The organism is Blautia sp. OM07-19, assembly GCF_003481595.1.
GTDB classification, from domain to species: Bacteria; Bacillota; Clostridia; order Lachnospirales; family Lachnospiraceae; genus Blautia_A; species Blautia_A intestinihominis.
Genome location: NZ_QULA01000020.1, coordinates 61218 through 75699, shown reverse-complemented (window position 1 = coordinate 75699; position 14482 = coordinate 61218). Strand labels below are relative to the sequence as shown.

The window sequence follows — 14482 nt, the reverse complement described above, 5'->3', positions numbered from 1 at the left end:
CCGCACGTCCGGAATTCTGTGAGGGATACATTCGGTAACGGATGTATCTACTCGACCAGATTTTTCGTGTAGAGAGAACTAAGAATTTTACGGTAATGAGTAATCATCATTTCAAGAATAAGAATCTGACATTGAAAGCGAAAGGTCTATTATCGCTGATGTTAAGTTTGCCAGATGACTGGAATTACAATATGCAAGGACTGGCAACATTGAGCAGAGATGGGATTGATTCTGTTCGTTCTGCAATTAAGGAATTAGAGCATCATGGATATGTGGAACGTCATAGATTGCGTAATGAGTATGGCTTTTATGGCGATACCGAATATATTATCCGGGAAGTTCCATTAGGAGAAGAAAATGATTAAGTGGAGAAGAGAAGTGCCTAAGGGTAGATAGTCCAATTTTGGACAATCAGGTCATAGGAAATTTCTATCTCCGGACATCAGAAAATAGGAAAACCAGATATGGTAAATCCCATACTGGACAAATCGTTGCTATTAATAATCTATGTTACTAAATATGAATTATTAAAGAATCAGTAAATAAAATATCCATCTTATCAATTCACGTAAGTATTAATAGGATTGGATAAGAAAAGAAAGAATGAGGTATGATTATGAGAATGATGAAAAATAACAGAAATGAAACAGTTATGGTGATCGGGATTGATCATGGTTATGGAAACATGAAAACAGCTACCAGATGCTTTCCATCCGGTGTAGCCAGATATGACAAGGAGCCAATCTTCCAGAATAATCTTCTTGTTTACAATGGCATGTATTACCAGATCGGAGAGGAACACAAGGAGTTCTGTGCAGAGAAAACGCAGGACGAGGACTATTATGTGCTGACACTGGCGGCTATCGCAAGGGAACTGGATGGGAAAGGTATGAACCGGGCAAAGGTACACATTGCAGCCGGACTTCCACTTACCTGGGTAGCTACACAGAAAGAAGATTTCCAGAAATATCTTCTCCAGAATGAATGTGTGGATTTTACATTCCGCAATAAAGAATATCATGTAGAGTTTGCAGGAGCTGATATTTACCCACAGGGATTTGCAGCAGCTTTTTACCGTTTACAGGATTTTAAAGGAATCAACATGCTTGTGGATATTGGAAACGGGACAATGAACATCATGTATATCAATAATTCCCGTCCATTAGAGAAGAAATGCTTTACAGAGAAATATGGAACGCACCAGTGTGTGCTTGCAGTCAGGGAATCTTTGTTGAAAGAACTGGGAACAGTGGTGGATGATCTGGTGATTGAGCAGGTGATCCGTACCGGGACAGCAGATATTGGTGAGAAATATCTGACAGTCATTCGTAAAGCTGCCGGAGATTATACGAAAGAAATCTTTCATAAGCTGAGAGAACGGGAATATAATCCAGAACTGATGCGTCTGTATGTGGTCGGCGGTGGCGGTTGTATGATCCAGAATTTTGGAGAATATGACAAGAGCCGGGTGACAATTGTACGGGACATCTGTGCCACAGCGAAAGGCTATGAAGCAATGACCGTAAGGAAAATCCAGAGAAACGGAGGGATGCTTGTATGAGAAAAGAACGGAAAATCATCAACACAAATATCCGTTTGAATCTTTGTGATGAACAGGACAGGCAGGCATGGGAATATTTGCAGACGATGGACAGGGAAAAATATAAATCGTACACCAGAGCAGTTGTAGTTGCTTTAAACGATTATTTTTCCAGAGAGTACAGGAATGAAGCAGATCCGTATCTGGAAACCAGAGAAAAGGAAGATGCTTTTCTAGAAAGAGTGGAAACAGCTGTCCGGGATGGAGTGAAAGAATCTGCCCCGATGGCTATAGCGAAGAATCTGATGGAAATGCTTGTACCGTTTGTAAAAGAATCGGTAGGAGAAATTAATCTGCCAGACAGAACACTAACAATGGAGAAAACGGATGGAGAGATCGCAGAAGATAATCTGGACTGGGAGAAAGAAGCTGATATGGATGCAGCATTGGATTTTGCAGACAGTTTTTAGATAGTTATGAAATAGCAGTAACAGGAAAACAGACTGACAGTAAGGAATAGCTTTACAAAAACAGAATAGCAGAAAAAGACAATGGCAGTGATTACATTTCAGACATTATGAATTGGAGAAATGTTTATGACTGCTATTTTTATGTCTTTTAGCAGAAATGGAAAGAGATCCAGAAAAAGAAAGACAGAAATAACAGGATAATATAACAGAAAAGCGTTGGTAGATGGGTGGATTGAACAAGCAAGGCGAAGAAAAGAATAGAGTGCCGGATACGGCACATGATTGTCCGATTCTTTGCATCGGAGTGATGCATGAACAGCCTGTTTCAGAAAGAGAAAATCTATCGGAATGGGAGCTTTTCTCTTTCTTCCACAGTCTGTCCCTGCACCACAAAACCACCGTCATCTCCATTTTGATCTGATAACGTAGGGTGGAAAATATGGCTTGGTGGGTGTCGGTTCAGTGGTGGGGAGATGACAGGCAAGTTTCGCAAAGTGGCAATCCACTATGCACCGGAGCCAGCCTTTGGGCTGTCCCTAAACTTGCCAGAGGGCTCCGCCCCTTGTAACCCCAGCACGTCAATGGCGTAAGTATTCCTGCGAAATGTCCACCGGACATTCCTACGGAACACTTACTGATTGACTAGGGTTTCACCCTGCACCCACCAAAGGGGCGTTGCCCCTTATGGAATCCCTGTAAATTTTAGCCGAAACGCTGTGTCTGTTGATAAAGAATGAAAATGAAGCAAGGAAGGAGACAAAAGCCTATGAGAAAACGAAATCATACAGTAACCATACGGATGAATAACGAGGAATATAATCTGCTTCAAAACAAAGTGAAAGAATCCGGAAGAACACAGCAGGAAGTTGTAATAAAAGCAATCGCAGATTTGAAGATAGCTTCTACAGAGGAAGTGGAAGAACTGAAAAGATTGAACCAGCTGTTTGCAGATATTCTCAGTCAGCTTCGTGGAGCTACTACAAATATTAATCAGATTGCAAGAAAGCTGCATACAGATGGAGAAGTTCCAAATGATAGTACGTTGTATTTCCTCAATAAAAATATTCTTAAGTACCGGAAGGAGAGTGAAAAGATATGGCTATTAATAAGACGATTAATAAGCGGACAAATACGCATGGAGCAATGAGAAACTGCATCGAATATGTTTTGCGACAGGACAAGACCAACGAATTATTTACCTGTGTAACAGGCCCGTACTGTCATGACGAGATCAATTATGATCTAGTGTACAGAACATTTTTAGAGGAAAAGAAGTTATGGGATAAAGATTCTGGGAGAATGTACGCTCACAACATTATTTCTTGGCATAAGGACGAGCAGATTACTCCGGAGCAGGCATTAGAATTTGGGAAGGAGTTTGCAGAAAATTGGTTTAGTGGATTCCAGACCTTAGTGGCTGTGCATAAGGATAAAGATCATATCCACTGCCATCTGGTTACTAATTCAGTGAGTTATGAAGATGGAAGAAAACTGCATAACACCAAAAAGGATCTGGAGCGTATGAAACAGCTTACCAATCAGATGTGCCGAGAACGTGGCTTGTCCGTTGCTGAAAAAGGAAAACATTTTGATGGAAGTCAGATTGAAAAAGGGGAAGTCATTGCATGGAGCAAAGACAAATATAACCTGTTCCGACAGCAGGTAAAGGACAGCTTTGTAGCGGACTGTGCAATGGCAGTATTAAAGGCAATGGAAAATTGTATCAGCAAAGAAAAGTTTATAGAAAAAATGAAACAGTTTGGATGGAATGTAAACTGGTCAGAGAAACGGAAGCACATCACTTTTCAGAACCAGGACGGGAAGAAGGTGCGAGACAGCAATTTGTCAAAAACATTTCATCTGGATATCAGCAAGGAGGGATTGGAAAATGAATTTAATGGAAATTACGAAAGGATACGAGCCGAAGCAGAACGAACAAACGGATCAGACGAAGAACTCGCTGTATACTACCGACAAGTGGAAGTTGCTTGCGAAGGAGCAGGCAGAAACGGTGGAGAGGGACGAATTACAGGTGAGAAATCAGAAGATGAACGAGTTTATCCAGAAATTTCAGGAAAGGACACACAAGCTGAAAATGGAAAAACAGAATCTATTCTTCGAGAATCACGAAATGCAAGACGAAATTCGGAAATTAAACGACGAAATTCATCGTTTGACAACCGAACTGTCCGAAACGCAGAAGCTGAATCAATCGCTTCAGAAGAACAACGACGATTTGAGGAACAGAAACGGATTGAAGAGCAGGAGCGAGCAAGAGCAGCTCGAAGAAGAAATAAAAGACGTTCGGGACCAGAACGCTAAATTGCAGATACAGGTTAATAAATCATCTGTGCAAGCTGTTGATGAGGCATATAGAAAACAAAAAGAAGCAGAAAAACAATTACAGTCATTAAAGTATCAAGCGGAACAGAATAGAAAGATAGCTGAGAAGGAAGTGCAAAAACTGAAAAAAAGAATAAAATTGCAATCAGAGAAAATAAACGAGATAAAATTTTTCTGTGGAATCGGATATATAGTGGCATTTGTACTTTCAGCTTGTCTTGTTAAGATGTGTTTCTTGTGATTTTAAATGCGATATTTCAGAATTAAATTTTGATTTTTGATGGATTAGATTGTTTGAAACGCATTTTTGTGATATGATGATAAATACCATGTGAACAGATATTTCAAGCAAATAAGATTGAGGTGAAAAAATGGCAGTTAGTTACAAGAAATTGTGGAAATTGTTAATTGATAAAGAAATGATGAAGAAAGATTTGCGTGCAATGACAGGAGTTAGTACAACAACGATGTCTCGATTATCAAAAGATGAAAATGTAAGTACAGAGATTCTGTCAAAGATATGTTCTGCTTTGAATTGTGATGTGGGAGATATCATGGAATTTGTTCCTGATAAAAAAGAGGAGCAGTAAGGAGGTACGGGAACATGGATCATTCTTATCCTTATATTGCGTCTTTGACCAGAGAGCCGTTCCTTTTCTACGAAATGCGTTCTACCGCAAAGCTAATGGTAGAAGGAATTTCCAATGATGCGATTGTAAAAGAAATTGTAGAGCAGAATCTCTTCCAGTACCCAACGGAAAAATCTATCACACGCATGGCGAAAGCCTGCATCAAACGGCTTCATGCTCTGGAAGATGATTCTCTGGTTTCTGCGATTGCGTCACAACCAACTGATGTAGCAAAACAGATTTGTCTGTATGCGTTAATGAAGCAAAGCCGACTGGTCTGGGAATTTATGCTGACCGTCATTGGCGAGAAGTACAGATTAAGGGACACGTCTTTTGGTAAGATTGATTTGAATACATTTTTTATGCGCTTGCAGGAGCAGAATGATACCGTGGCTTCCTGGAGCGATAGTACAATAACAAAGTTAAAACAGATTATTGCCAGAGTGCTTGTCGAAACAGAATATCTCGATAATCTCAAGGCAGATCATTTGAATCCAGTATGGCTGCATCCTGTTTTGGAAAATGCCATCAGAAGCAATGGCGATATGACAATACTGCCGGCGTTTAATTGCTTTGTGTAGGAGGTAACCCGATGAGTGAAATAAAAGAGCGCCTGGACAAAGTTCGGGCATTGATCCAGGAACCGGAGTTCCTGGAAGGCAAGGGACTGAGCAATGAAGTGAATATCAGAATCTTTTGTTATGAACCTGAAAATGAAATGGTTGTCCGCCATTTTGTGAATCAGCTGGAAACTGATCAGTCCTTAGATTGCCATTTGATCGTTTGTAATTTATATAAAACATTTCTCTCTATCTGCGATGATATGGACATCACAGATGCAATTCCAGATATGGAAGAAGCTGACGGGAGTGCTTATCTTCTGGAGCAGCTGAATTCCGCAATCGGCAATGGAGAGTTCATTGATAAAATTCAGTATGAGCCACACGAACCAGGTGATGTGCTGATGTTGACAGGTGTAGGCGAGGTGTTTCCATTTATGAGAATCCATACGTTACTGGAAGCCTTGCAACCGTATTTTTCGGATGTTCCGATTTTGGTTATGTATCCGGGTGAGTTCGATGGTCATCATGTAAAACTGTTCAATCGTCTGACACCAAATGATTATTACCGGGCATTCAATGTCATAGATTAAGGGGGATAAAACCATGATGATTCGAGATATGTTTGCGGATGACATCAACCGCAAAATCAATGGTGTAATTAAAGTAGATCAGGCTGCTGATGATGTAATCGAGCAGGAGTTAAATGAATATGTCATTACCAGAGAATTGAAGAAACACTTCATCACTTTCTTCAACTATTATGGAGATGCCTTTGACCAGCCTACGGCTGATATGGGGGTTTGGATTTCTGGTTTCTTTGGAAGTGGTAAATCTCACTTTCTGAAAATGCTTTCCTACCTTCTGGAAAATAAAGAGGTAAAAGGTATTCGGAGTGTAGAACGTTTTCGTAAAAAGTTTGAGGACGATCCGGCAACCTTTATGCTGATTGACCGTGCTACAAAGGGAACAACGGAGACAATTCTGTTTAATATTGATATTGAGGGATTCAGCAATAAAGATAAGACAGCTGTACTTCGTGTTTTTGCGAAGATGTTCTATAACCATCTGGGATTTTACGGAGAAAATCTGAAAGTTGCCATGATGGAGCGTTATATCGACCAGCAGGGAAAAACGGAGGAGTTCCGCAGAGTCTTTGAAGAAAAGAAAGGCAAGTCCTGGATGGAAATGCGCCGTGCCTTTGCATTCAATGGAAAGTTTATTATTCCGACTTTAATGGAAGTTCTGGATATGAGTGAGGACGATGCCAAGGCATGGTTCAATGATAAAACTGCAACAGAAATATCTATTGCTCAGCTTGTGGAAGATATGAAAGCCTATGTGGATACTAAACCAGCGAACTTCCGTCTGCTGTTTATGATCGACGAAGTTGGTCAGTATGTCGGCACAGACACCGATATGCTTTTGAACCTCCAGTCTTTGACAGAAAAAATCGGAAGTGAGTGTGAAGGAAAGATTTGGGTGATCTGCACCGGACAGGAAGCGATTGATGAAATCATCAAAGTTCGTGCCGATGAGTTCTCCCGTATTCAGGCTCGTTTTAAGACAAGACTGAGTTTATCATCTTCCTCTGTGGATGAAGTCATCCAGAAACGTATTCTGAAAAAGAAACCAGAAGCAGCTAAAAATCTGGAAGATGTTTATGAGCAGAATGATTCTGTTCTTCGTAACCTGTTCAGCTTTAACGGTTCCATTCTGGATATTAAAGGTTATTCCGGCCCAAGGGAATTTACCGAGAACTTCCCGTTCGTGCCGTATCAGTTTATCATCATGCAGAAGGTATTTGCTGAAATCCGGAAACATGGAAATTCCGGTAAGCACCTGTCTGGTGGTGAGCGTTCCATGCTGTCCGGTTTCCAGGAAGCTGCACAGAAAATTCAGGAGAAGGATGAATACGCACTTGTTCCATTCTTCCGTTTTTATGATACCGTACATACTTTTCTGGATGGTTCAATCCGTCGTGTAATTGAGCGTTGTCAGAAAGCAGCCGACAACGGCGATGGCATCGAACAGCAGGATGTGGATGTGCTGAAACTTCTGTACTTGATTCGATATATTGATGATATTCCTTCTAATTTGGACAATATCGTTATCCTTATGGCAGACGATATTCGTGTGGATAAGATTATCATGCGTGAAGCTGTCCGTGGATGCCTTGATCGTCTGATGAGCCAAAACTATATCGGCAGAACCGGTGATACTTATAACTTCCTGACTGACGAAGAACAGGACATTCAGCGTGAAATTAGAGATACAAATGTGGATACCGCTTCTATCGTAGAGCGTATTGCTCAGATGATTTACGGTGATATTTTCACAACTAAGAAGTTCCGTTATGGAAAATATGACTTTGCCTTCGACCAAATGGTAGATGGTATTACTGTCGGTGTGGCAACAGGCGGTATGCGTCTACGTTTCCTGACTGTTGCTACCGATGCTATTGAAAAAACGGATTATCGTCTGATGGCAGAATCCAAAGGCAACGAAGCAATCGTGGTCCTGGCTGACACACCTTACTATGAATCTCTGGAATCTGCTATGAAAATTCGCAAGTATGTAAAGCAGAGAAATGTAAGCCAGCTTCCAAAAACTGTGCAGAAAATCATAAGTGACCAGCAGGACGAAGCCGGAAAATATGAGCTGAGTGCCATGAGCGAATTGCAAAATGCCATCGAGGGGGCACAGTTCTATGTAGACGGTGAGCATCTGGAAATCAAAGCCGGAAATGCAAAGAGTAAGATTGACCAGTCACTTGAATATCTGGTTGCCCATGTGTATAGCAAGCTCGACTTGATTACAGATAATGCAGGCAGTGATGCAGATATTATTGCGATTCTGACAGGTGCGGTAACAGCACTTCCGGGCATGGAACCGAACCGTGATGCTGCTTCTGCCATGGAAGAATATCTGGAAATGCAGGATGCAAAAAAGCTGCCGACTTCTATGGCAGATGTGCAAAGCAAATACAGTGCGATTCCGTATGGATGGAAAGAAATTGATATTGCTGCGGTTGCGGCACAGCTGATTTATTCCCAGAAAGTAACCATCAAGTATGCAGGCAATACCATTCAGCCGGATGACCCGAAGTTGCCGGATATGCTCCGCAAAAAGAGTGAGATCGGAAAGACTTCCATCAGCAAGCGTAAAACCATTTCTGCTATGATGATGCGTGATGTAAAAGCGATGCTCCGAGAGTATTTCGACATCATGGATGTACCGGACGATGAAGATGGCCTGATTCGCTTTGTGACGGAGAAGTTTACCGAGCAGCGTGATTACTATGCTTCTTTGGATGCTCGTTATGACGGACATAAATACCCGGATCGTGCATTGGTACAGGAAGCCATTCATCTGATGGACGATGTACTTTCACAGAAGAAAGACAATATTGCTCTGATTGAGCGTGTGCTGAAAAAAGAGGATGCTCTCTTTGATAATAAAGAAGCCATGAGCAACGGCATTGAAAACTTCTTCAAAACTCAGGTAACAGTGTTCGATCAGGCAGTACAGTTTGAAAAATCTCTGCATGATGATCTTGATTGTATCGCAGAAAATGAGGAAGCACACAAGGCACTGAATACCATTCGTTTGATTATCATGGTTCAGACCGGAAGTAAGTTCAACTATAACCGGATTCGTGAACTGAATCCGCTGATGGATACTGTTCGTACAGCTCATGACAAGATGTTGGAAGAAAAACGTGTTGAGATTCTGGAAACAGTTCGTCAGTGTATGGAAGCAACCCACACTGCTGCAAACGGCGATTCCAAGGCATCCCATCTGATTGAAAAATCAGACCGGTATTTCAGCCAGTGCAAGGAAAAAATCGCAGAATTAAAAAGCCTTGCCCTTCTGGATGCCATGTTTCTGCCAATGTGTCAGTACAAGGATGATACAGTCGATAATATTGAATCCGTTCTGGCTCCGCCTGTACCGAAGCCACAGGTACAGCCGACACAGTCAGGAAAAGAAACTGCTCCTGTAAAGAAGAAAGTGGTTCGTGCCTATAACCGTCAGGTTGTATTTCAGGCAAAGACCTTACAGACGGATGCGGATATTGATGATTATGTAGAGAAAATTCGTTCTCAGCTGAAACAGTTGTTGAAGAATTGCGACGAGATTAAGCTGAACTAACGAGGAGAGACGAGTATGGATAAGAATGCGATTAAAAAATTTGCTGTCTGGGCAAGAACAGAGCTGATCGCCCGTGTTTCCCTAAAAGGTGTGGAATACGGTATCACAGAGGATAACATTGAGGATGCCAATGCGGACAGTGTTGGCGGCAAAGTCCTCACTGCCGATGAAAAGAAACAGCGTCAGGCTCTGATTGCCGAGATTAACGATAAAGGATATAAGCAGGTCATGGAAGAGGTTGCCTATACTTGGTTCAATCGCTTCTCTGCTCTGCGATTCATGGAAGTCAACGGCTATCTTCCTTCTCATGTGCGTGTATTTACGGACGAGGAAAACAACTTTAAGCCGCAGATTATAACCGAAGCCATTCATCTGGATTTGGATGGACTCAATATGGAAAAAGTCTATGAGCTGAAAGATGCAGAAAAGACCGAAGAACTGTATAAATACCTACTGACTGTGCAGTGCAACGCTCTGAATAAAATTTTGCCGGGAATGTTCCAAAAGATTGCCGACTACACAGAGCTTCTTCTGCCGGACAATCTGCTCCGTGAAGGCAGTGTCATTCAGCAGATGATTGAGCTGATACCAGAGGATGATTGGAAGGATGCTGTCCAGATCATCGGCTGGCTGTATCAGTATTATAACAGCGAGAAAAAAGACGATGTTTTCGCAGCTCTGAAAAAGAATGTGAAAATCACCAAGGAAAATATCCCTGCAGCAACCCAGCTTTTTACACCGGACTGGATTGTTCGCTACATGGTAGAGAACAGCCTTGGTCGTCTGTGGCTGGAAGGACACCCAGATGCCAAAGATCAGCTTCTTCCTACCGAGGAAGAACAGTCTGCCTATGCTGCTGGAAACCGTGACATGGAAGATACCAAATGGCACTACTATCTGGAAGAAGCTGAGCAGGAGCCGGAAGTGCAGGCACAGCTTGCAGAAATTCGTAAGGAATACGCCGCACTGACACCGGATCAGCTGAAAGTCATTGACCCATGCTCCGGTTCCGGTCATATCCTTGCATATATGTTTGACGTACTGATGAAGATTTATGAATCCTACGGCTATACCACCCGTGAAGCGGTGGCAAGCATTGTAGAGAACAATCTTTACGGTCTGGATATTGATGACCGTGCGGCACAGCTGGCTTACTTTGCGGTAATGATGAAAGCACGTCAGTATGACCGCCGCTTCTTCAGCCGTGGCATTCAGCCCCATGTGTACGCTATTGTGGAGAGCAACCATGTAGATAAATTTGCGATGGACTATTTCTGTAATGGCGATATGAAGCTCACAGTTGCTATGGACACCATCATTAAAGAGCTGCATGATGCAAAGGAATACGGCTCTATTCTGACCGTAACACCGCAGGATTGGTCTGCACTGTATGATCGTTTTGCAGAGATTACAGAAGATATAAATATGTCCCGTGAGACGGCATTGAGAGAGTTACTGCCGTTGGTGCAGGTGGCGGAAGCATTGGCACAGAATTATGATGCAGTTGTAACGAATCCGCCGTATATGGGTGCGTCAGGAATGTCGGGAAAATTATCTTCTTTTGTAAAGAAAAAATATCCAGATACGAAATCGGATATGAGTACAATCATGATGGAACGAACATTAGAAATGAGTACGAGCCATGGTTATATTTCTATGATAAACATTCCAGTATGGATGTTCTTGTCCAGTTATGAAAAAATGCGAAATACAATGCTTCGTAACAATATGATCGTTAATATGGTTCACCCAGGACGAGGAATTTTCGGATCGGATTTTGGCACAACAACGTTTGTTATATCTAAAACATATATTAAGAACTATGTGGGGCGATATTATAGATTATTTGATAGCCAGGGCGAAGTTCATGGTGTAGAGGAACGTAGGAACGCTTTTTTACACAGAAAAGGATTACATACCATTCAACAAGAAGATTTTATGAAGATTCCTGGAATGCCAATAGCCTATTGGTTACATCGCCAAATATATGAGATGTATGGAAATTACAAAACCATGACAGAAATTGCTGCTCCTAAAGTTGGCATGCAGACATCGAATAATGATAGATATTTAAGACTATGGCATGAAGTGGATTTTTCTGAATTTAATGGCTCCAGTTATGGACTAAAGTGGATTAAATATTTGAAGGGAGGAGCTTACAGAAAGTGGTACGGTAATTTAGAATATCTTTTGTTTTATAATAAAACACCGGATTTTATATTGCAGCAAAAAAATGCCAGAGTGTTAGATTTGGATTTCTTGAAAAAGAAAAAATGCACATGGACAGATTTAACTATTAGCAAAAATAGTTTCCGTATAGCACCAGATGATACATTTTATGATATTTCTGGTCATTGTTTCTTTCCAAAAGAAGAAGATCAATTATGGCTTTTGGGGTATGCCAATACGTCAATATTTGCAGAATTGCTTAAAGTATTTAATTCTACAATTCATTGTCAAGTTGGAGATGTTGGGAAAATTATTGTACCAGATATTGGAGATCAGAAAAGCAAAGTTTCCGCTTTGGCAGGAGAGAATGTTGATTTTTCAAAAAAGGATTGGGATTCCTTTGAAACCTCATGGGATTTCCAGCACCATCCGTTACTTCGCAACGTTCCTACCATTGCCGAAGCCTTTGACCAGTGGCAGACTGAATGTGATGACCGCTTCAACCAGCTGAAATCCAACGAGGAAGAATTGAACCGTATTTTCATTGACATTTACGGTTTACAGGACGAACTGACACCAGAAGTTGAGGATAAGGATGTTACTGTCCGCAAAGCTGACCTTGGCAGAGATATTCGCTCTTTCATTTCCTATGCGGTTGGCTGTATGTTTGGTCGCTACTCTCTGGATGTGGATGGTCTTGCCTATGCAGGCGGCGAATGGGATGCCAGTAAGTGTGTTTCTTTTGCGGTTGATAAGGATAACATTATCCCAATTTGTGACGATGAATACTTTGAGGATGATATTGTTGGTTTGTTCGTGGAGTTTGTGAAAACCGTTTACGGTGCTGATATGCTGGACGAAAACTTGAAATTCATTGCCGATGCTCTGGGTGGCAAGGGTCAGCCGAAGGATGTGATTCGGAATTATTTCCTGAGTGACTTCTACTCCGACCATTGCAAGATGTATCAGAAACGCCCGATCTACTGGTTGTTTGACAGTGGCAAAAAGAATGGCTTCAAGGCACTGATCTATATGCACCGCTATCAGCCGGACACCATTGCCCGCATCCGTACCGATTATGTGCATGAGCAGCAGGCTCGTTACCGCACTGCCCTTGCCGATCTGGAACAGCGTATTGCCAATGCGTCCACTGGTGAGCGTGTGAAGCTGAATAAAAAGCTGACCACTTTACAAGCACAGGATACTGAAATCAGAACCTACGAGGAAAAGATTCATCACCTTGCCGACCAGATGATTTCTATTGATTTGGACGATGGCGTGAAGAAGAATTATGCAATTTTTCAAGATGTGTTGGCTAAAATAAAGTAAGTAAGGGGGGGAGCAATATGAGTGATGAAATCAATATGACGATTCCTATTCCTACAGATGATGATGGTTATGTTCTTTTGCAATGCGAACAATGTGGCACATATTTTAAGGCAACTCCTTCTGATTTGGAGGATGACGGGGTGCTTCATATATTTTGTCCAAGTTGTGGCTTAATAAGCGAAAACTATGTTACTGAGGATGTACTTGAACTTGCCATGAAAATGGAGACGAATGCTGTCAATGATATGATTTATAATGAATTCAAAAAAATGGAACGGCATAGCAAAAAAGGAATCATTACATTCAAGGCTGGAAAACGTCCGAAGCATGAAAATGAAGATCCTATTCGTTCAGGAATAGAAGCAATGGAAATTTGTGATTTTCCATGTTGCAAACGTACTGCAAAAATTAAACCATTATTGAAAATGACGGGTGCATATTGCCCGTTTTGTGGGGTGAAAAATTATGAAATTGAATAGAAAAGAATTGCGAAAAATTCAATATGATTTTAATAGTTGCTCTAATCGACTACTTCAGGCAAATTATGAAGATTATGCTGATGTGCTTGGGAAATTTGTGAACTACATAGATAGTACTCCGATTATAAGTGATTATATTCATGATTGTGGCAGCTGTGATTGGAATTTAGAGAGTGAAGTTAAAGAAGTACAAGGATCCTACGGAAGATTGATTTTTTCATTGGGTGAAACTGATAGCGAAGAAATACGAAATGTGTACGCTGTTTTAAGATATTTGGTGGAAAATAACAGTTCTGTATATCGTGGTGTTGCCATGGGATATTCTTCTTCATCCAAATGGCAAGATAAAATCAAAGGTTTTAATGAACGATTTGTTATGGTGTTGATTCGCCATGTGGAAAGTTATTTAACGAAAGTAGGTATTGATATGGGAATAGATGAAAAGAATATTTATAATGTGACGGTGCAAAATGGTCAAGCTATTATTGCAAATGATAATTCATCTGTTATGGCAACTACAAATATTGGGGCAACAGCAAACGATATTGAACAGTTAATTGATGCAGTTAGGACGAAGATGGATACTCTTACATCTGATGAGGATAAAGAAGCAGCATCTGAAAGCTTGGAAGTTATAGAAGCAGAAGTTATATCTGAAAAGCCAAAGAAATCTATGATAAAGACAGCAATAGCTTCGTTACAGGCTATAAAAGGAACTGTCGAATTTGGATCGGCAGTTGCGGCATTGATTCAATTCGTTGGACCAATGCTATCGTAACAACAGTTAAAACTGTAAAAGAGAGCGAGG

Annotated in this window: 13 protein-coding genes; all 13 read left to right on the top strand. The window is 41.2% G+C overall.

Features of this window, described 5'->3' with window-relative positions; genetic code table 11:
* Positions 1-95: 95 nt before the first annotated feature.
* On the top strand, positions 96-365 hold the full coding sequence (locus tag DXC01_RS13480; RefSeq protein ID WP_243111625.1) for a helix-turn-helix domain-containing protein: 270 nt from the start codon (positions 96-98) through the stop codon (positions 363-365).
* A gap of 251 nt (positions 366-616) precedes the next feature.
* Positions 617-1561, top strand: coding sequence for a ParM/StbA family protein (locus DXC01_RS13475; protein WP_182438813.1), 945 nt, complete (start codon positions 617-619; stop codon positions 1559-1561).
* Complete coding sequence (locus DXC01_RS13470; protein WP_026649311.1) at positions 1558-2010, top strand: hypothetical protein; 453 nt, start codon at positions 1558-1560, stop codon at positions 2008-2010. The genes DXC01_RS13475 and DXC01_RS13470 overlap by 4 nt, the downstream gene beginning before the upstream one ends.
* A 766-nt stretch (positions 2011-2776) precedes the next feature.
* Positions 2777-3157 (top strand): plasmid mobilization protein, encoded by a 381-nt coding sequence (locus tag DXC01_RS13460; RefSeq protein WP_118699093.1) that lies wholly within the window; start codon positions 2777-2779, stop codon positions 3155-3157.
* Positions 3106-4332, top strand: coding sequence for a relaxase/mobilization nuclease domain-containing protein (locus tag DXC01_RS13455; protein ID WP_187307067.1), 1227 nt, complete (start codon positions 3106-3108; stop codon positions 4330-4332). The genes DXC01_RS13460 and DXC01_RS13455 overlap by 52 nt, the downstream gene beginning before the upstream one ends.
* Before the next feature lies 1 nt (position 4333).
* Positions 4334-4594 (top strand): hypothetical protein, encoded by a 261-nt coding sequence (locus tag DXC01_RS13450; RefSeq protein WP_118447470.1) that lies wholly within the window; start codon positions 4334-4336, stop codon positions 4592-4594.
* 130 nt (positions 4595-4724) lie between these two features.
* Positions 4725-4943: a helix-turn-helix domain-containing protein gene (locus DXC01_RS13445; protein WP_002578407.1), complete on the top strand. Its 219-nt coding sequence runs from the start codon at positions 4725-4727 to the stop codon at positions 4941-4943.
* A gap of 14 nt (positions 4944-4957) precedes the next feature.
* On the top strand, positions 4958-5563 hold the full coding sequence (locus DXC01_RS13440) for a DUF1819 family protein (RefSeq protein ID WP_118447469.1): 606 nt from the start codon (positions 4958-4960) through the stop codon (positions 5561-5563).
* An 11-nt stretch (positions 5564-5574) separates the two neighbouring features.
* A complete protein-coding gene (locus DXC01_RS13435; RefSeq protein WP_118447468.1) occupies positions 5575-6135 on the top strand; it encodes a DUF1788 domain-containing protein in 561 nt (186 codons plus the stop codon).
* A 13-nt stretch (positions 6136-6148) separates the two neighbouring features.
* Entirely contained in the window at positions 6149-9697 is a 3549-nt protein-coding gene (brxC, locus tag DXC01_RS13430) for a BREX system P-loop protein BrxC (protein ID WP_118699091.1), read from the top strand.
* Positions 9698-9712: 15 nt separating this feature from the next.
* Complete coding sequence (gene pglX / locus DXC01_RS13425; RefSeq protein ID WP_118447466.1) at positions 9713-13195, top strand: BREX-1 system adenine-specific DNA-methyltransferase PglX; 3483 nt, start codon at positions 9713-9715, stop codon at positions 13193-13195.
* A gap of 17 nt (positions 13196-13212) precedes the next feature.
* Positions 13213-13674: a TFIIB-type zinc ribbon-containing protein gene (locus DXC01_RS13420; protein ID WP_118447465.1), complete on the top strand. Its 462-nt coding sequence runs from the start codon at positions 13213-13215 to the stop codon at positions 13672-13674.
* Positions 13661-14452, top strand: coding sequence for a hypothetical protein (locus DXC01_RS13415; RefSeq protein ID WP_118447464.1), 792 nt, complete (start codon positions 13661-13663; stop codon positions 14450-14452). Before DXC01_RS13420 ends, DXC01_RS13415 begins: the two co-directional genes overlap by 14 nt.
* Positions 14453-14482 lie beyond the last annotated feature (30 nt).